Origin of the sequence: Novosphingobium sp. SG754 (assembly GCF_013149315.1) — a bacterium.
GTDB classification, from domain to species: Bacteria; Pseudomonadota; Alphaproteobacteria; order Sphingomonadales; family Sphingomonadaceae; genus Novosphingobium; species Novosphingobium capsulatum.
In genome coordinates, this window is the sequence record NZ_JABGCC010000003.1 from 142,219 (window position 1) to 159,719 (window position 17,501).

The window sequence follows — 17,501 nt, forward strand, 5'->3', positions numbered from 1 at the left end:
ACACTGACGGCGTTGTCAAACCCTGATCGGCATAGTGTATGCCAGTTTTGGGCGATGTGGCATTTATGTGCACACAGCGCGCACGCCATGCCCTGCCGGGCGTATCAAACGCCTGGCGAGCGGCCCAGCCATGCCGCGCTGTATACGCAGTCAGGCCAGTGCGCGAACGATCAGGAAAAAGATCGAGGGGCACACCAGGCAGCCGATGCCGGTGTGAAACGTGGCGGTCAGCGCGCCATAGGGCACCAGTCGCGCATCGGTGGCGGCAAGGCCACCCGCCACGCCGCTGACCGTGCCCATCAGCCCGCCAAAGGCCATGGCACTGCGCGGGTTGTCGAGCCCGATCAGGCGCGCGACCATCGGCGTGAACGTCATCACCAACACGGCCTTGAGCACGCCGGTGGCGATCGACAGGGCAATCACTGGAGACGAAGCGCCCAGCGCCGCGCCGGTCACCGGGCCGACGATATAGGTAACCGTACCCGCGCCCAGCGTGGTGAGCGACACGGCATCGCGATAGCCAAAGCTCCACGCAACGCCCACGCCCACCGCAAAGGGCACGATCGTGCCCAGCGCCAGCGCGATCACGCCCATCAAGCCGGCCTTGCGCGCCTCGATCACGTCAACCTCGAACGCGGTGGCAACGATGGCAAAATCGCGCAGCATCGCGCCGCCCATCAGCGCCAGTCCAGCCAGACCCGGCACATCGGCCAGGCCCTTCTTGCCGCCGGTCAAGACCCCGCCCCACCAGGCCAGGGCCAGGGCGGCCAGGATGGCGATGGCACTGGCGTGGATGCGCCCGCCGGTGAGATGGCGCGACACCGCCACGCTGGCCAGCATCAGCCCGCCGACTACGGCAAAGGCCAAGACCAAGCCCTGATCGGCCAGGATCTTCTGCACGATATCACCCATGGCGGCCGCCCATCACCCGGCCCAGCACGGCCACCAAGGCAAAGCACAGCGTGACCGCGCTGATCCCGGCGATCACCACCATCGGCCCGCCTTCCAGCGCCGCCAGCACATTCTGCTGCGCGGCCATGGCCACCACGATGGGGATATACATCAGGCCCCAGAATTCCACGCCCAGGCGCAGGCCCGGCGTCAACTTGCCACGGCGCGCCAGCCAGGCCTTGGCCGCGATCAGCAGCAACATGGCCAGCCCCACCCCGCCGACATTGGCCTTCACATGCAGGACATGGCCCAGCAATTCCCCCAGCGCCGCCCCCAGGAGCGTGCACAGCGCCAGAAGCGCCGTTCCATAAATTGCCATCGCCTTGCCCTCTCCCGATTATCGTTTTTGAAAAACAGCGGCTTGTGTGTCGTCAGCCCCCGCCCAGTTCCTCGCGCTTGGCGGTAAAGCGCTCCAGCGCGATCGAAGCGTTGAACATGTGCGCGCGCATGCAGCGCGCGGCTTCCTCGCCATCGCCGCGCATGATCGCGGCCACCACATCGCCATGCTCTGCGCGCGAGCGCACCGGGCGGCCGGTTTCGCGCAGCTGGGTACGGCGGAACGCGGCCATGCGATCGCGCAGGGCCATGGCCTGTTCGGCGATGAAGGCATTGTGCGTGCCTTCATAGATCACCTGGTGGAACGACCAGTTCAGGCGGTCATAGGCATCAAGATCGCCCGCCTCCACCATCGCCAGCGAATCCTCATGCAGCTGGGCCAGGCGGCTGCGCTCCATCGGGTTCATGCGATAGGCCGCCAGGCGCACGCACATGGCCTCGATTTCGGCGCTCATCTCGAACATGTCGATGATGCGTTGCGTGGTAAAACCCGAGACCACCGCGCCGCGCCGGGGCCGCATTTCCACCAGGCCCACGGCAGACAGCTGGCGGATCGCCTCGCGCACCGGCGTGCGCGACGCGCCAAAGCGATCGCCGATCTGCTGTTCATCCAGCGTGGCGCCGGGCACCAGGCTGCCCGCGGTGATCTCGTCAGCCAGGGCAATGCGGATCCGCTCGGAAAGGAGCAGGCTGGGTGCTTCCTCGACGGGGTTCATTGGATTATCCTGCATGCGCAAATTTTCTCCACAACACATCTTGCATACACTAGAAGCCTATTCAACCATCATGTATGTGCCACAGTGCACACCGAGCCCCCGCCGGGATTATGAACCGGCCGCGGCGCCGATATCGCGGACACACAAAGGGATGAGCATGGAGCAGGACCTTTTCACCACTTTCCAGGCCCGTGCGCTGGATGCCCCCGATACGCCATTCCTGATCCTGCCCGATCTTTCGACGATCACCTATGGCGCCGCACTGGCGCGTTGTGGACAGATGGCCGGCCTGTTCCGCGCCGCCGGGGTGCAGCCGGGTGACCGGCTGGCCGTGCAGGTGGAAAAGAGCCCCACGGCCCTGCTCACCTATCTGGCCGCGCAGGCGATCGGCGCGGTCTATCTGCCGCTCAATACCGCCTATACCGCCGCAGAAGTGCGCTATTTCCTGGCAGACGCGCGCCCGGCGCTGTTCATCCACCGCCCGCAGGACGATGCCGCCATGGCCGCGCTGTGCGCCGAAATCGGCGTGCCCGCGCGGCTGACCTTGGGCGCCGATGAGCAAGGCACGCTGGCTGCTGGCCTCAAAGATTACGCGCCCGATCTGGCCCCATATGCCGCGAGCCCAGGCGATCTTGCCGCGATCCTCTACACCTCGGGCACCACCGGGCGTTCGAAAGGGGCGATGCTCACGCGCGCCAACCTGGCCTCCAATGCCTTCACGCTCAAGGATTACTGGCGCTTTGGCGCAGCCGACGTGCTGCTGCATGCCCTGCCGATCTTCCACACCCACGGCCTGTTCGTGGCCACCAACATCACGATTGCGGCGGGCAGCGCGATGATCCTGTGCCCCCGGTTCGACGTAGCCGAACTGATCCGCCTGATGCCGCGCGCCAGCGTGCTGATGGGGGTGCCCACGTTCTATTCGCGGCTGCTGGCAGAGCCGGCGTTCACCCGCGACCTGGTGGCGCACATGCGCCTGTTCGTGTCTGGCTCGGCGCCGCTATCGGCCGAAACGCACAAGGAATTTTCTGCGCGCACCGGCCATGCCATCCTCGAACGCTATGGCATGACCGAAACCAACATGAACACGTCCAACCCCTATGACGGGCCGCGCATTCCCGGCAGTGTCGGCCTGCCGCTGCCCGGCGTGGAGCTGCGCATCACCGATCCTGAAACCGGCGCTGTCCTGCCCCTGGGCGCGGTCGGCGGGATCGAGGTGCGCGGCCCCAATGTGTTCAAGGGCTATTGGCAGATGCCCGAAAAGACCGCCGAGGAACTGCGCCCCGATGGCTTCTTCATCACCGGCGACATGGGCGTGATCGATCCGGCTGGATATGTTGCGATCGTCGGCCGCGCCAAGGATCTGATCATCTGCGGCGGGTTCAACGTCTATCCGGCCGAGGTGGAGGCGCTGATCGATGCCATCTCCGGCATCGCTGAAAGCGCGGTGATCGGCGTGCCCCACCCCGACATGGGCGAAGGCGTGGTGGCGGTGGTCCAGGCGCGCGATGCCGCGCTCGACGAAGCAGCCGTGCTGGGCGCGTTGCAGGGGCAGCTGGCCCGCTTCAAGCAGCCGCGCCGCGTGGTGTTCGTGCCCGAACTGCCGCGCAACACCATGGGCAAGATCCAGAAAAAGGCCCTGCGCGAAACCTATGCCACCCTCTTTGCCGCCAAGGTGAACTGAGCCATGCGCGCCACCACGATCGATCGCCGCCAGGCGCTGGGCCTGATCGGCGCGGGTGCGCTGCTCGCGCCGCCCTTTGCGCCCGCCCTCGCCCGCGCTCCCCTGGCCCACGATGGGCTGACCATCGCCACCGTCAGTGGCCTGGTGCGCGGCCAGATGGCCGGCGGCGTGCGGGTGTTCACCGGCATTCCCTATGGCCAGGCCGCCCGCTTTGCCGCGCCGCGCCCGGCGCCGCGCTGGGCCGGGGTGCGCGATGCCACCGCGCCCGCGCCGGTCTGCCCACAAAAGCCCGGCATGACGCCCTTTGCCGGCGCGATGACCGAGGATTGTCTGGCGCTCAACATTTGGGCGCCGGCCACGCCCGGGCGCCATCCCGTGCTGGTCTATATCCACGGCGGCGGCAACGAAGGCGGCTGGAGCGGCGAGGCGTTGACTGCCGGTGATCGCTTTGCCGCCGATGGCGTCGTGGCGGTGACGGTCAACTATCGCGTCGGCGCGCTTGGTTTCCTGGAAACCGGGGAAGCCCTGGGCCGCACCTATGCCGGCAGCGGCAACAACGGCATGCGCGATCTGGTGCTGGCGCTGCGTTGGGTCAGGGCCAATATCGCCGCGTTCGGCGGCGATCCGGCGCGCGTGACGATCGCGGGCGAATCCGCCGGCGGCAAGAACGTCGGCACGCTGATGGGCATGCCCATGGCCGATGGCCTCTATGCCCGCGCCGCGATCTTCAGCGGCGGCGGCCAGACCGTGCACACCTTGGCCGAAGCGCAGGAATTTGCCCGCCTGTTCGTGGCCAAGCTGGGCGGCGCGGATCGCCTGCTGACCGCCACGACCGACCAGTTGCTGGCCGCGCAGGCCGCGGCGCGATCGGCCTGGCCGCGCAACTTCCCGTTCCGCCCGGTGGTCGATGGCCAGGCGCTGCCCCTGGTGCCGCTCGCGCGTCTGCGCGCCGGCAAGGCGCCGCGCATGCCGCTGCTGATCGGCAGCAATGCCGATGAAAGCCGTCTGTTCCTCAACGCCGAACAGGCCGCCGGGCCGATCCAGTCCCAGGCGCTGTCCAATGCCACGGTGGCAGAGATGGTGGCGCGCGATGCCGCCTATGCCCAGGCCTTTCCCGATCTTTCCACGGCAGAGCGCCACTGGCGCCTGATCACGGCCGAGGAATACGGCATGCCGTGCCTGCGCCTGGCGCTGGCCCATGCGCAAAGCGGCGCGCCAGTGTGGCGCTATCGCCTGGCGTTTCCGGCGCCGGGTGGACCGTTCAAGGGCCACAGCCCCCACGTGCTCGATCTGCCGTTCACGTTCGATCACCTGACATCGCCGGGCATGGCGCAGTTCTTTGGCCTTTCGGCCGCCGAGCAGCCGCTCGCCGATGGCATGCACGGGGCGATGGTGCGCTTTGTGCAGGGACAGGCACCGGCCGGTCCAGGGCTTCCCGCCTGGCACGGCTATGACGCCAGGGCACACGCCACCATGGTGCTGGACCAGGTGCCGGCCCTGGTGAGCGATCCCGATGGCGTGGAACGGAAAATCTGGGGGGAATAATACCAACCTGCAGCGCCGCGATGGCGCTGCAGGGGCCTTTACCGGATAATGGCTTAAAAGTTCATGGCAAGGTTGAGGCCGAACGATCGCACCGAATCCAGCCCGAACTGCTGGGTGTAGGACAGCTTCGGCGTCGCCTGGCCGCGCGCGTTGCGGGCGTTGGAATCACCCGAATCGACGCCGATCGAGGTCGGGTTGATCGCGTTCGTGCAGTTCTTGCAGAACACCGAGATTTCCACGCGGTTGGACAGCTTCGCACCGATGCTGGCACCGAACACGTCGATCGGGCCGACCGTGGCGCCGGGCGCCTGGTTGACGGTGTAGTTGATCGACGAGCGGTGATACCAGTTGCCCTGGATGAACGGCTTGACCGTTCCTTCCAGCGGCACTTCATAGCGCGCCAGCATGCTGGAGGTGAAGCGCGGCGCGGCCGGCAAGGTCAGGCCTGATGCATTGAAGGTGGACTGGGTGGCAGAGCACCCATAGGTCGTTTGCGTGGGATAGCATTGCGCCCCGGGAAAGCTGTCGAACTTGGAAGACAGCAGCGAGGCCGAACTCGTCAGCGTGAAGCCGGTGAACGGCGCCACGATGACCATGGCCTCGATCCCCTTCGAGGTGACGCTGGCGGCGTTCTGCACCTGGAAGGTCGCCAGGGTGGCGTCGAACGACTGCACCTGGAAATCGTCGAACTTGGTGTGGAACGCCGACAGGTTGACTGTCAGCTTGCGGTTGAAGAAGCTGGATTTCACGCCGATTTCGGCCGTGCGCGAGGTCTCCGGGCGCACCACCACATTGGCGGTCGCGGTGGGGAACGTATCGTTGAAGCCCGGCCCCTTGTAGCCGCGACCATAGAAACCATAGACCATGATCGTGGGCGTCGCCTGGAACTGCGCCCCGGCCTTCCAACTGAAATCGGTGTTAGCGTAGCTGGACGAGAATACGCCACGCGGGCCGCCCAGCGCCTGGAAATAGTTCAGCTGGTTCTGCGACAGGACCAGGTCGATCTTGTCGTGCGTGACGCGGCCACCGGCGATCAGTTGCAGCCCATCGACCACCTTGTAGGTCAACTGGCCGAAGCCGGCATAGCTTTGCGTGTTCTGCACATAGTTGCGATCGCTGCCCAGCTGCGCCACGTTGGACCGCGAACACGTCGGCGGGTTGGCGCCGGGAACGGCAACCGCACCCACGCAGAAGGGATAGCCGCGCACGGCAGCATCCGGCAGGTAGCTGTTGCCGGCCAACTGGCGCGCCAGATCGAGCTTCGACTTGAACCAATAGAGACCGACCTGGCCGCTCAAGCGGTTCTCGGCCGGAAGCGCCACGCGCAATTCGTTGGAATATTGGTCATAGCGCGATTGCGAGGCATTGGTGTTCAAGCCGTTGCCGGGCAGGTAATCGCCGTCAACCGCCTGGTTCTGGGTATAGAACCGCCAGGCAAACAGATTGCTGATCTCGATGCCCGAAGCCATGCGATAAGACAGCTGGCCCTGTGCGCCGCCGGTCTTGATGTCGCGGAACTGGCTGGCTTCGCCCCCGAACAGGAAATTGCGGCTGCCCGGCGTGATCCCGACAGAGTTGAGCGACGGCAGGTTGACGCTGGCTACGTCGACCTGGCGATAAGTGTTGTCGAAGATCCCGGCGATGCCGTGGTTTTCGTTGTAATCGCCAATGGCATAGAACGAGAGCTGGTCGGTCAGCTCGGCCAGGTATTTGCCCTTGAAGGAAAAGCTGGTGGCATTGAGATCGTGCCGCGAGCCGGGCGCATAGGCGCCGACATGGGTGGTGGCCGGCTCCTGATAGGAATAAAGGCCGCTCAACCGCAGCGCCGAATTGGCGGTCACCGGGATGTTCAGCGTCTCGCGCGCGATAACGCCAAAGGCATTGCCCGATTCAGAGGGCTTGTCGCGGCTGAGCAGTTCGAGGTTGGCCGAGCTGGAATAGTCACCCAGCTTGGGCCGCGCGGTGACGATGTTGAGCAGGCCGGCCGAGGCATTCTTGCCGAACAGCAGGCCTTGCGGCCCGTTGAGCACTTCGACGCGCGCCAGATCGTTGAGCAGCGGGCTGTTGAGCACGGGGCGGCCCAGGTTCACGTCGTCGATGGCGATGGCCACGCTGCTGTCGATCGTGCCGGCAAAGGCCAGCGTGCCGATGCCGCGCACGGCAAAGGAATTGTCCACGCCCACCTGCAGCGAGGGCGCAGCGCGGGCAATCTGGGTCAGATCGTTGAGGTTCTGCGACGCCAGCGCATCCTTGGTCAGCGCCATAACGCTGACCGGCACGCGCTGCAGGCTTTCGCTGCGGCGCTGCGCGGTAACGATGATCTCGCCGTTCTGCACGGCATCGCCACCTGCGTCAGCAGCGCCCGCGGCCTGGGCCAGGGCAGCTGGTGCGGCCAGCATCGATGCCGACAGCAAAGCCGCGATGGTAAGTGTGCGCACAGGTTCCTCCCTCATTCATTTGGCCACACATTTTGGCCTTACCAATATCCTTGGCTTGGTTTTAGGAAGAACGGAAATCAATTCATTTTATCGTTATTCATCTGTTTCATGCATGCAAAGGCGTCAAAGTCGGCGTTGCCACGCCGCAGTCAAAGCCGAATATGTGGCGAGAATGCAGCATATGCCGCGCGCGATCGGGCAAGACGCCGTGTTGCGCCCACCATCTGGCTTAACAGAGCAGCAAAACAGGTCAGGCAGCTGGCAATACCAATTTGGCATGCGTGTGTCGCTCCGGCGCCAAGAGTGCGTGCATCGCGCCGCTGGCATTGACCACGCGGTGGCGGGCATAGGCGTTGTGGTTGGCCTCCACGCTGGCAAGATCGTAGAGGTAGTTGACCATCAGCCCCAGCGATTGCTTCATCCCGCGCGGGCTGGTGTCGGCCAGCCAGCACAGCCGCTCTACCCGCGCGCCATTGCCGACATGGAAACGCGCCACCGGATCGCGCAGCCGCCCGCGCCCATCGCGCTCGGCCAGCAGATAGCGCGCGCCCAGCCGCATCAGCGCGTGGCGGCGGGGATCATCCCCTGCCCAGCCGGCATCGGGCGCGCCTTGTGCCAGGGCCTGCCCGGCCGCCGCATCGCCCTTGGCCGCCGCATCCCGCAGCCAGCGGGCAAAGCCGGGGATCGGCGAAAGCGTCACATAGCTTTCCAGACCAGGAAATTCGGCGCCGAGATCCTCGACCACCTGCTTGATCAGGAACTGGCCAAAGCTGATCCCGGCCAGGCCCGCCTGGCAGTTGGATATCGAATAGAACACCGCCACGCGCGCCGCTTGCGGATCGAGCACGGCGCGGTCTTGCGCCAACAGCGCGCCAATCGAATCCGGCACTTGCGCGCACAGCGCCACCTCCACGAAGATCAGCGGCTCGTCGCCAAGCGCGGGATGAAAAAAGCCATAGCAGCGCCGATCAGCCGGCAGCAGGCGGGCGCGCAGATCGTCCCAGGTGGCGATGGAATGCACCGCCTCATAGCGGATGATCCGCTCCAGCAGATCGGCCGGGCTGCTCCAGTCGATGCGCCGCAGCACCAGGAATCCGCGGTTGAACCACGAGCGCAACAGATGCACGAGATCGTCTTCCAGCGGCGCCAGCATCGGGTCTTGCGGCAAGTGGCGCAGCAGATCGGCCCGCATCGCCACCAGCGCCGCCGTGCCGGCCGGCGCCTGGTTCAGCCGGCGCAAGACCTCCTGGCGCGGCGCCTCTGCCGCCCGAGTCACTGCCGACAGGCGCGCCGGGCTGGGATCGGCATCATGCGCATTGAGCGCCGCACGAATGGCCTGCGGATCGGGGGCAAAGCGCGTGGCAAGGGCGCGCAGGAACGCGTGGCGCCCGGCATCGTCGCACGCGGCATAATCGGCAAGGATGCCAGCCGCCAGATGCACGCCCGAAGACTGGCTGCGCTCTTCCAGCAGTGCCGCGGCACGATCGATGAGCGGCGCATCGGCTGGCACCGCAGCCACGCCCGGCGCACCCTTGCCGACGACCGGGCGGCGCCAGCGTTGAAACAGGCTTTCGAGAATGTCGCGGGCAAGGCGCGATCGGTCGAGCGGCATGGCGCGTGATTCTCCCAAGGCCGATATCCGGCCACGGGATATACACTACCGCGTTTAATCGCACCACCGCATACGCAGTATGGCTTTTTCAATAATCGTGCATATGATTAGGCTGTCTCGATGACCATGGCGATACCCTGCCCGCCACCGATGCACATCGTGACCAGCGCACGCCGGCCGCCGGTGCGGCGCAATTCGTGCGCAGCTTTCACCACCAGGATCGCGCCGGTCGCGCCCACCGGATGGCCCAGGGCAATGCCGCTGCCGTTGGGATTGACGCGCTCGCTATCGAAACCCAGGGCGCGCGAGACCGCCAGCGCCTGCGCGGCAAAGGCTTCGTTCGCCTCGATCACGTCGATATCGGCCAGGGTCAGCCCGGCGCGGGCCAGGACAATCGGCACGGCCTTGACCGGGCCCATGCCCATATAGGCTGGCTCCACCCCGGCGTGACCCCAGCTGACGATGCGCGCGATCGGCGCCAGGCCGCGCTGCTCTGCCACGCTGCGCCGCGCCAGAACCATGGCCGCCGCGCCATCGTTGATGCCGCTGGCATTGGCCGCGGTGACGGTACCGTCCTTGCGGAATGCCGGCTTCATGCCCGCCAGCGCCTCGGCCGTGGTTCCGGCGCGCGGGTGCTCGTCTGTATCGAACACCGTGGTGCCCTTGCGCGTGACCAGCTCGATCGGCAGAATCTGCTCGGCAAAGCGCCCTTCGGCAATCGCGCGCAGCGCGCGGGCATGGCCTTGCGCCGCCAGCGCATCCTGATCCGCGCGCGAAATATCGTGGCGCGCGGCAATATTTTCCGCCGTGATCCCCATGTGGCAGCCATCGAGCGGATCGGACAGCGTTTCCACCAGCGCATCGACCAGCGTGGCATCGCCCATCTTGCGGCCCCAACGCTGGCCGTGATCGTGATAGGGCGTGTTCGACATGCTTTCCGCGCCACCCGCCAGGGTGATGTCCGCCTCGCCCAGTTGCATCATCTGCGCAGCGGAGATCACCGCCTGCAGCCCCGATCCGCACAGGCGGTTGACAGTCAAGGCCGGCACCTCCACCGGCACCCCGGCCTTGAGCGCGGCGGCGCGCGCCAGATAGGCGTCCTTGCCGCTTGACGGGATCACCTGCCCCATCACCACGTGCTCCATGTCCTGCGGCGTCAGCCCGGCGCGGCGCACCGCCTCGGCCATCACGCGCGCGCCCAGCTCGGCCGCGGCAAAGCTTTTCAGCGCGCCGCCAAAATCGCCGATGGCGGTGCGCACCGGGCCAAGGATCATGATGTCGTCGGGCTTGTCGGTCATGGTTGTGATGGTCCTTGGAGGTCAGGCCAGCGCGGCGCGCTTGGCAGCAGTGGCGGCCAGCACGGGCGCCGGATCGAAGTAATAGGGAATGATCGCGCAGGCCTTGCCATCGCGAAAGCGGAACAGCTCGCACAGCTCGGCCGGCGCCAGCGCCGGGTCGGCAAAGCGCAACGACAGGATCGTCACCGCGTGATTGGCGCCGGCGGTGGTTTCCACCCGGTCCATCGCCACCACATCCATCAATCCCATCACTTTGGTGAACAGGTCCTGCAGGCCCTGCACCCCGCGATAGGTGCCGGCCATGGGCAGGCCATCGGCCTCCACCACCACGAAATCGTCGGTCAGCCGCGCGGCCACGGCATCCCATTGCCCGGTGGCAGTCAGGTCATAAAGTTCATCGACAAAGGCGATCATTTCGGCTGGCGTCATGGCCGGCGTTCCTCTTCCCGCTGGGTATTGCGCCATCATCGCCCCGCCCCAGCGCCACGCCACCTAGCGAAAAAGCTAGAGCGCGACGGCGGGCCAAGCGCCTATCAGGCATGGATAGACAAGAACACAACGCTGGAAGACGGATGCCTGATCAGATGACGTCTGCTGCTCACCCCACGGCCGCCCTGCCCGCAACGGTGCGCCACATCGTGTTGCGCCGCCGGCCGGTGGGCGTGCCCACGCCCGATTGCTTTGCCCTGGTGGAAACCCCCATGCCGGTGCTGGACGATGGCCAGATGCTGGTGCGCATGCGCGTCGGCTCGGTCGATCCGGCGATCCGCGGCTTCCTCGATGATCGCCCATCCTACCTGCCGCCGGTGGCGATCGATGCGCCGGTCACCGGTATGTCGCTGGGCGAGGTGGTGGCCAGCCGCCATGGCGATTGGCCGGTGGGCACGCTGGTGCGCGTGCTCGGCACCTGGTCCGATCACTATGTCATCACGCCCGATGCGCTGGGGCTGGAACGCGTTACGCCGCAACCGGGCGTGCCGCTGCGTGCCTATATGGGCGCGCTGGGGCCGGTGGGGCTAACGGCCTGGGTGGGCCTTGTCGCGGTGGGCCAGGCGCGGCCGGGCGATACCGTGCTGGTCAGCGCGGCGGCCGGCGCCACCGGCAGCACGGTGGTGCAGCTGGCGCGCGCCATGGGCTGCCGCGTGGTGGGCCTGGCTGGCGGGGCAGACAAGGCCGCGCTGGTGCAGCGCCTGGGCGCCGACGCTGCGATCGACCACCGCGTGGCGCCCGATGCACTCGCCACCGCGCTCGATGCCGCCGCGCCGCAGGGCATCGATGTCTATTTCGACAATGTCGGCGGCCCGCTGCTCGACCTCGTCCTGCCACGCATGCGCGAAGGCGGACGCATCGCGCTGTGCGGCATGATCGCGCAATACAATGATGCCGATCATCCCCACGGCGTGACGCAGCTATGGCAACTGGTGGTCAAGCGCCTGACCTTGCGCGGTTTCCTCACGTATGACCATGCCGATCGCCTGGCCGAGGCGCAGGCCATGCTCGATGATCTGCACGGCCGGGGCGAACTGGTGCCGCTCGAAAACGTCCACCACGGCTTCGAAAGCCTGCCGGACGCATTCATCGCCTTGATGCAGGGGCAAACCACCGGCAAGACGCTGGTGGAAATCTGACCAACCGACCACCGACAAGGAGCAACGCGCCGTGGAAGAGCAAGTCTGGCACCCGATCGGCAGCGCAGACCATATTGCCGAAGGCCAAGCCAGCGTGCACGCAGTCGGCGGCTGGCAGGTGCTGCTGACGCGCCATGAAGACACGATCGTGGCCGTCAACGACCGCTGCACCCACGCCGCCGCGCGCCTTTCCACCGGCCGCATCCGCCGCGGCGCGCTGATGTGCCCGCTTCACGGCGCGCGGTTCGACCTGGCTGACGGCCACTGCATCGGCGGCGCCTATCCGGCGCTGCGCCGCTTCCCCGTGCGCGAAAGCGATGGCGTGGTAGAAGTCGCCGTGCCTGCCACGCCGCCCGGCATGGATGAAATGCCCGTCGATCATTGAGGGCTTCGGCTGGTCGCTGAAACCCTCAACCCTCGCGATCAGCCCTTGAACACCCCATGCCGCCGGCCAAAGGCGTGGAACAGGTCGGGCCAGGCGTGCGCCGGCACGGTTTGCGGCAGGCGCGCGCCAAAGCCGTGGCCGCCTTGGTCGAAGCCGTGGAATTCGCAGGGCCGCGCCTTGGCCAGCAGCGCCTGGTACATCGCCAGGCTGTTCTGGATCGGCACCAGGCCATCGTCGGAGGCGGCGGTCAGGAACGTGGGCGGCGTGTCCGCGCCAACCCGCTGTTCCACCGAGCCTGCCCGCGCGGCCGCCGCCGTGGCGCCGGGACCCAGCAGGTTGTCGCGCGAACCGGCGTGGACGAATGTCTCGCTCAAGGTGATCACCGGATAGATCAGCCCGGCGAGGTCAGGCCGCGCCGAAAGCGCGTCGGCCGCGTCGCGTGGGGCATAGGTCTGCTCGGCAAAGCGCGTCGCCAGGCTGCCGGCCAGGTGCCCGCCGGCCGAAAAGCCCAGCACTGCCACCCGCGCCGGATCAATGCCGAATTCGCCGGCGCGATGGCGCACCAGGCGGATGGCGCGCTGCATATCCTGCAAGGGCACCAGGCCGCGATCGCCCCAGCCCTCGCCCGGCAGTCGATAATAGAGGATGAAGCAGGTCACCCCGCGCTGGGTCAGCCAGTTGGCCTGCTCTTCCCCCTCGTTATCGATCGAGAGGAAGCCATAGCCGCCGCCCGGCACCAGGATCACGGCCGAGCCATCCTGATAGGCCGGCCGGCGCACCTCGATCGTGGGCGTGGCCACGCCATAGAGCCAGCGATCGTCGAACGCTGCGCTCTGGCTGCGCTGCTCGATCCGGCGCTTGGGCAAGATGGCCGGCGCGCCCGGCGCGGCACCGGGCCACAGCGGAATTGAGGGGCCTCCATAGTGGATCGCCGTGGGGCCGGCGCTCGCCTTGGGGCTGGCGGCGGCAAGTGCGCCCAGCGTGGCGAGGCCGCCAAGCAAGGCGCGGCGCGAGGGCGCGATCGTGGTGGTCATCGGTCGGTCCTTTCGCTCAGACCAGGCGATTGGTGCGGATGACTTCGCGATACCAGTCCGCGCTCATCTTGGGGGTGCGCTTCTGCGTGGCGAAATCGACGTGGTGGATGCCAAACAGCTTGGTATAGCCATCTTCCCATTCGAAATTGTCCATCAGGCTCCACAGGAAATAGCCCTTCACCGGCAGCCCCTCGCGCGTGGCGCGCTGCAGGTGGGTGAGGTAGTTGCGCAGGTACATCACGCGATCGGCGTCATAGACCTTGCCATCGGCGGCCACGGCATCATCGGCAGAACAGCCGTTTTCGGAAATGTACAGCGCCTTGGGCTTCCACAGGTCGTTGATGGTGCGCAGCCCCCAATACATCACCTCGGGCGTGACATAGAGCCAGGGCGAGGCCATGCGCGGCGACTGCGGCAGGTGCGGCAGGATCTCATAGCCGCCGGGCTTGCTGGCATCGGCGCGCACGGTGTTGCCGGTGTAGATATTGACCGAAACGAAATCGAGCGGGCTGCCGATCGCGGCCATGTCGCCGGCCTGCACTTTGGGCGCGTCCTTGCCCTGCGCGGCCAGGTAGCTGTCGATGTAGCGGCCTTCCATGATCGCGGTGAGGAACATGGCGTTTTCCTCGCGCACCGCGCGCTTGACCGCGTCGATATGCTCGGGCGTTTCCAGCGCAGGCACAAAGATCGTCGCGTTGTCCGCCAGGCCCACCTGCGTGCCGGGGCGGGCATGGGCGCGGATCGCCTGCACGCCCAGGCCATGGGCCAGCACGCCATGGTGGCGCACCTGGTTAACCTCGCCCATCGGCAGCTTGAGGCCGGGCGCCTTGCCCCCGGTCATATAGCTCAGGTCGGTAAAGCAGCGCAGTTCGTTGACCGTCATGACATGCTTGACGCGGTCGGTCAGCTTGCCGGCCATGAACCCGGCATAGTCGGCAAAGGCCAGCGCCGCGTCACGGTTCTGCCAGCCACCGGGCAGCGCGGCGGGCAGATCCCAGTGAAACAGCGTGACATGCGGGGTGATGCCGGCGGCGAGCAGGCCATCGACCAGGCGGTTGTAGTAATCCAGCCCCTTGGCATTGGGCTTGCCCTTCCCTTCCGGGAAGATGCGCGACCAGGCCACCGAAAAGCGATAGGCCTTGACACCCAGTGCCTTGAGCAGGGCAATATCCTCGGGATAGCGGTGATAGCTGTCGCACGCCACATCGCCGGTATCGCCATGGGCAACCTTGCCCGGGGTGTGGGAAAAGATGTCCCAGTTGGTGGGCCCTCGCCCGTCTTCCTTCACCGCGCCTTCGATCTGATAGGCTGCGGTGGCGCAGCCCCAGGCAAAATCGGCCGGGAATGCCAGGTCATCGCCCGCGCCCGCCGCGGTGCCGGCCGCAGTTGCGGTTTGTGCCAGCACGGGGTGCGTCCCGCCGATCGATGCGCCCAGGGCGGCCACGCCCAACCCACGGCCCAGATCGCGACGACTGATTCTGCTCATGCTGTCCTCTTCCTTGATAGTGTTCTGGCTTGGTTGTGTTCTGGCGCGAAAGTGTGCGGATCACTGCACCAGATCAGGCCGCCAGGGCCAATGCCAGGGCTGCTGCCAATCGGGCTCGAACCCCCGTATTCTCGGCAATGGTTACGCTATCATTGCCCCTGCTGACAATGCCTGTGTTTGACAAAATCGATTGCTGCGCGCTCGCCGGCCGTGCGCCGCCTGTGCAATCGGCTAGGCGCCGTGGCCCTGCCCCCCGGCTATGGTCGGGGCCAAAGCCATAACGGGAGAGACCCCCATGCCCTTTGCCGGCCCCGCCGAAGATCGCCTGGCCTTGCGCGAACTGCTTGAAACCTATGCCGATGCGGTGACGCGCTGCGATGCGCAGGCCTGGGGAGAAACCTGGGCCGAGGATGCGCAATGGTCGCTGCCCGATTATCCCGAAATCGGCACCACCCAAGGCCGCGCCGCGATCGTGGCGATGTGGGTGGAAGCGATGAAGCATTATCCCGGCATCATGTTCGAAGCCTGGCCCGGCAGCATCGTGGTGGATGGCGATCGCGCCACGCTGCGGTCCTACACCGCCGAGGTCTATGATTGGCCCGATGGCGTGCACCGCGATCGTGGGCAGTATGACGATGAATGCATCCGCATCGATGGCCGCTGGTATTTCAAAGCGCGCACGTTCCGCAACATCCATCGGCAGATCGCGCCCAAGGGGTTGTAATGCCTATCATTCGCCATCACGCCGGGCTGCGCGCGCTGGTGGCGGTGCGTGGCCATCCGTTTGATCGCACCGGCTTTGATGCCATGTTCCAGGCGATGGACGGCGTCAGCGCGACGATGGTGGACCAGCCCGCCGCCGCCCTGCTGATGGACCCCGATGGCATGGCCGAATTCGACGTGCTGGTGCTCTACGACATGCCCGGCCTCGATTTCGAAGCAACCGAGCCGCCCGCCATGCTCGCACCCTCGCCGCAGTTGCAGGCCGGTTTTCGCGCGCTGCTGGAACAGGGCAAGGGCGTGGTGGCGCTGCACCATGCGCTGGCGGCCTGGCCCACCTGGGCCGACTATCATGAATGGCTGGGCGGCCAGTTCCTGTACCGGCCGGCCATGGTGCGCGGCCAACTTGCGCCCGACAGCGGCTATCGCCACGATGTAGCCTATACTGCCCAGACCCATGCCCATCCCGTTACCCACGGAATCCCCACGGAATTTCCTGTGGTGGACGAGCTTTATCTGGCGCAGGTCTTTGCCGATGAGGTGGTGCCGCTGCTCACCTGCGATGCGCCGTTCACGCGCGATCACTTCTGGTCGGCAGACCTTGCCGTGCGCGGCGCGATGTTTGCCAACCATGGCTGGGACCATCCGCTCGCGCCACCGCTGATCGGCTGGGCCAAGCAGGCGCTGGCCAGCCGGCTGGTCTATCTCCAGCCCGGCGATGGCCCCGGCGCATGGAACAGCGCGCCCTATCGCGCCCTGCTGGAAAACGCGATGCGCTGGGTGGCGCACCAGGACCTGCGTTGAGCCAATATGCTACGTCACCCCGGGTCAAGCCCGGGGTGACAGTGGTGAAAAAGGGCCTCAGCTGCTGCCCCGAAAGCCCTCAGCGCGCGGTCATCCCGCCGTCCACCACGAACTCTGCGCCGGTGATATAGCGTGCCTCGTCCGACGCGAGGAACAAGTTCATGTTAGCGATATCTTCGGGCGCGCCCATATAGCCCATCGGCACCAGGCCCATCACCGCGTCATAGTTGGCGGCATTGTCTTCCAGCGCCACGCCCTGGATATTGGTGGCGATCATGCCGGGATGCACGGTGTTGCAGCGGATGCCATCGGTGGCCCCTTCCAGCGCGACGACCTTGGAAAACAGCCGCACCCCGCCCTTGCTGGCGGCATAGGCGGCGCAGCCCGGCACGCCGATCAGGCCGGCGACCGAGGAGATATTGATGATCGACCCACCCCGCGCGCGGCCATCGGCGCCCGGGCGGCGCATCATCACAAACGCGCGTTGCGTGCCCTGGAACACGCTGTTGAGGTTCACGTCGTTCTGCCGCAGCCAATCGGCCGTGGTCACCTTGTCAAACTCGCCCAGCACGGCGATGCCGGCATTGTTGACGATAATGTCGAGCGCCCCATCGGCGGCATCGATCGCGGCGATCACGCGATCCCAATCGGCTTCCGAGGTCACGTCGTGCGCCAGGGCCGTGGCCACCCCGCCGGCATCACGGATCGATTGCGCCACCTGTTCCGCGCCGGCCAGATCGCGATCGGTGACATAGACCCGCGCGCCTTCCTGGGCAAAGCGGATGGCCGTGGCACTGCCCAGCCCGGGCACCGATGCCCCGCCGGTAACGAGGGCGATCTTGCCTTCCAAGCGCTTCATGCTGT

At 66.5% G+C, this 17,501-nt stretch carries 16 protein-coding genes; 6 read left to right on the forward strand and 10 right to left on the reverse strand.

Annotated elements, in window-relative coordinates:
- Window positions 1-150: 150 nt before the first annotated feature.
- Genes madM through FHW97_RS08755 form a run of 3 tightly spaced genes read right to left on the reverse strand, consistent with a single transcriptional unit; the run spans window position 151 to window position 2,018 of the window.
- The gene (gene madM, locus FHW97_RS08745) at window positions 151-912 is read right to left on the reverse strand and encodes a malonate transporter subunit MadM (RefSeq protein WP_107715214.1); all 762 of its coding nucleotides are present in this window, start codon (window positions 910-912) and stop codon (window positions 151-153) included.
- Complete coding sequence (gene madL / locus FHW97_RS08750) at window positions 905-1,270, reverse strand: malonate transporter subunit MadL (RefSeq protein ID WP_022674638.1); 366 nt, start codon at window positions 1,268-1,270, stop codon at window positions 905-907. The genes madM and madL overlap by 8 nt, the downstream gene beginning before the upstream one ends.
- Before the next feature lie 52 nt (window positions 1,271-1,322).
- A complete protein-coding gene (locus FHW97_RS08755) occupies window positions 1,323-2,018 on the reverse strand; it encodes a GntR family transcriptional regulator (protein WP_216647703.1) in 696 nt (231 codons plus the stop codon).
- A gap of 142 nt (window positions 2,019-2,160) precedes the next feature.
- Between FHW97_RS08755 and FHW97_RS08760 the strand changes: the two genes are divergently transcribed.
- Both FHW97_RS08760 and FHW97_RS08765 read left to right on the forward strand, forming a co-directional pair.
- Window positions 2,161-3,687 carry a malonyl-CoA synthase gene (locus FHW97_RS08760; RefSeq protein WP_171798715.1) on the forward strand — a complete coding sequence of 509 codons (1,527 nt, stop codon included), beginning with the start codon at window positions 2,161-2,163 and terminating at the stop codon, window positions 3,685-3,687.
- A gap of 3 nt (window positions 3,688-3,690) precedes the next feature.
- A complete protein-coding gene (locus tag FHW97_RS08765) occupies window positions 3,691-5,232 on the forward strand; it encodes a carboxylesterase/lipase family protein (protein ID WP_171798716.1) in 1,542 nt (513 codons plus the stop codon).
- Between the two features lie 53 nt (window positions 5,233-5,285).
- On the opposite strand, the gene FHW97_RS08770 is transcribed toward FHW97_RS08765, so the two are convergent.
- The 4 genes from FHW97_RS08770 to FHW97_RS08785 all read right to left on the reverse strand — a co-directional run bounded on the left by FHW97_RS08770 (window position 5,286) and on the right by FHW97_RS08785 (window position 11,009).
- The gene (locus FHW97_RS08770; RefSeq protein WP_107715216.1) at window positions 5,286-7,670 is read right to left on the reverse strand and encodes a TonB-dependent receptor; all 2,385 of its coding nucleotides are present in this window, start codon (window positions 7,668-7,670) and stop codon (window positions 5,286-5,288) included.
- Between the two features lie 250 nt (window positions 7,671-7,920).
- The gene (locus FHW97_RS08775; RefSeq protein WP_171798717.1) at window positions 7,921-9,282 is read right to left on the reverse strand and encodes a malonyl-CoA decarboxylase; all 1,362 of its coding nucleotides are present in this window, start codon (window positions 9,280-9,282) and stop codon (window positions 7,921-7,923) included.
- 107 nt (window positions 9,283-9,389) lie between these two features.
- Window positions 9,390-10,580 carry a beta-ketothiolase BktB gene (gene bktB / locus FHW97_RS08780; protein WP_171798718.1) on the reverse strand — a complete coding sequence of 397 codons (1,191 nt, stop codon included), beginning with the start codon at window positions 10,578-10,580 and terminating at the stop codon, window positions 9,390-9,392.
- A gap of 21 nt (window positions 10,581-10,601) precedes the next feature.
- Window positions 10,602-11,009 carry a nuclear transport factor 2 family protein gene (locus tag FHW97_RS08785; RefSeq protein WP_107715219.1) on the reverse strand — a complete coding sequence of 136 codons (408 nt, stop codon included), beginning with the start codon at window positions 11,007-11,009 and terminating at the stop codon, window positions 10,602-10,604.
- A gap of 155 nt (window positions 11,010-11,164) precedes the next feature.
- Between FHW97_RS08785 and FHW97_RS08790 the strand changes: the two genes are divergently transcribed.
- Window positions 11,165-12,208: an NADP-dependent oxidoreductase gene (locus FHW97_RS08790; protein ID WP_171798719.1), complete on the forward strand. Its 1,044-nt coding sequence runs from the start codon at window positions 11,165-11,167 to the stop codon at window positions 12,206-12,208.
- A gap of 31 nt (window positions 12,209-12,239) precedes the next feature.
- Complete coding sequence (locus FHW97_RS08795) at window positions 12,240-12,593, forward strand: Rieske (2Fe-2S) protein (RefSeq protein ID WP_171792978.1); 354 nt, start codon at window positions 12,240-12,242, stop codon at window positions 12,591-12,593.
- Between the two features lie 38 nt (window positions 12,594-12,631).
- On the opposite strand, the gene FHW97_RS08800 is transcribed toward FHW97_RS08795, so the two are convergent.
- Together FHW97_RS08800 and FHW97_RS08805 are read right to left on the reverse strand one after the other, a co-directional pair.
- Complete coding sequence (locus tag FHW97_RS08800) at window positions 12,632-13,627, reverse strand: alpha/beta hydrolase (RefSeq protein ID WP_169048470.1); 996 nt, start codon at window positions 13,625-13,627, stop codon at window positions 12,632-12,634.
- 16 nt (window positions 13,628-13,643) lie between these two features.
- Window positions 13,644-15,113, reverse strand: coding sequence for a GH1 family beta-glucosidase (locus FHW97_RS08805; protein WP_171798720.1), 1,470 nt, complete (start codon window positions 15,111-15,113; stop codon window positions 13,644-13,646).
- A 295-nt stretch (window positions 15,114-15,408) separates the two neighbouring features.
- Here FHW97_RS08805 and FHW97_RS08810 point away from each other — a divergent pair, with 295 nt between their 5' ends.
- Together FHW97_RS08810 and FHW97_RS08815 are read left to right on the forward strand one after the other, a co-directional pair.
- Complete coding sequence (locus FHW97_RS08810) at window positions 15,409-15,837, forward strand: nuclear transport factor 2 family protein (RefSeq protein ID WP_171798721.1); 429 nt, start codon at window positions 15,409-15,411, stop codon at window positions 15,835-15,837.
- Entirely contained in the window at window positions 15,837-16,637 is an 801-nt protein-coding gene (locus FHW97_RS08815; protein WP_171798722.1) for a ThuA domain-containing protein, read from the forward strand. Before FHW97_RS08810 ends, FHW97_RS08815 begins: the two co-directional genes overlap by 1 nt.
- Before the next feature lie 79 nt (window positions 16,638-16,716).
- Here the strand turns inward: FHW97_RS08815 and FHW97_RS08820 are convergent, their stop codons facing one another.
- On the reverse strand, window positions 16,717-17,496 hold the full coding sequence (locus FHW97_RS08820) for an SDR family NAD(P)-dependent oxidoreductase (protein WP_022677048.1): 780 nt from the start codon (window positions 17,494-17,496) through the stop codon (window positions 16,717-16,719).
- Between the last annotated feature and the right edge of the window lie 5 nt (window positions 17,497-17,501).

Bases quoted from the DNA above. Each gene is read 5' to 3' on its own strand.
- FHW97_RS08785 (WP_107715219.1), bottom strand. From the start codon at position 11,009: ATGACGCCAGCCGAAATGATCGCCTTTGTCGATGAACTTTATGACCTG.
- bktB (WP_171798718.1), bottom strand. From the start codon at position 10,580: ATGACCGACAAGCCCGACGACATCATGATCCTTGGCCCGGTGCGCACC.
- FHW97_RS08790 (WP_171798719.1), top strand. From the start codon at position 11,165: ATGACGTCTGCTGCTCACCCCACGGCCGCCCTGCCCGCAACGGTGCGC.
- FHW97_RS08800 (WP_169048470.1), bottom strand. From the start codon at position 13,627: ATGACCACCACGATCGCGCCCTCGCGCCGCGCCTTGCTTGGCGGCCTC.
- FHW97_RS08810 (WP_171798721.1), top strand. From the start codon at position 15,409: ATGCCCTTTGCCGGCCCCGCCGAAGATCGCCTGGCCTTGCGCGAACTG.
- FHW97_RS08775 (WP_171798717.1), bottom strand. From the start codon at position 9,282: ATGCCGCTCGACCGATCGCGCCTTGCCCGCGACATTCTCGAAAGCCTG.
- FHW97_RS08760 (WP_171798715.1), top strand. From the start codon at position 2,161: ATGGAGCAGGACCTTTTCACCACTTTCCAGGCCCGTGCGCTGGATGCC.
- madM (WP_107715214.1), bottom strand. From the start codon at position 912: ATGGGTGATATCGTGCAGAAGATCCTGGCCGATCAGGGCTTGGTCTTG.
- FHW97_RS08805 (WP_171798720.1), bottom strand. From the start codon at position 15,113: ATGAGCAGAATCAGTCGTCGCGATCTGGGCCGTGGGTTGGGCGTGGCC.
- FHW97_RS08815 (WP_171798722.1), top strand. From the start codon at position 15,837: ATGCCTATCATTCGCCATCACGCCGGGCTGCGCGCGCTGGTGGCGGTG.
- FHW97_RS08820 (WP_022677048.1), bottom strand. From the start codon at position 17,496: ATGAAGCGCTTGGAAGGCAAGATCGCCCTCGTTACCGGCGGGGCATCG.
- FHW97_RS08755 (WP_216647703.1), bottom strand. From the start codon at position 2,018: ATGCAGGATAATCCAATGAACCCCGTCGAGGAAGCACCCAGCCTGCTC.
- FHW97_RS08765 (WP_171798716.1), top strand. From the start codon at position 3,691: ATGCGCGCCACCACGATCGATCGCCGCCAGGCGCTGGGCCTGATCGGC.
- madL (WP_022674638.1), bottom strand. From the start codon at position 1,270: ATGGCAATTTATGGAACGGCGCTTCTGGCGCTGTGCACGCTCCTGGGG.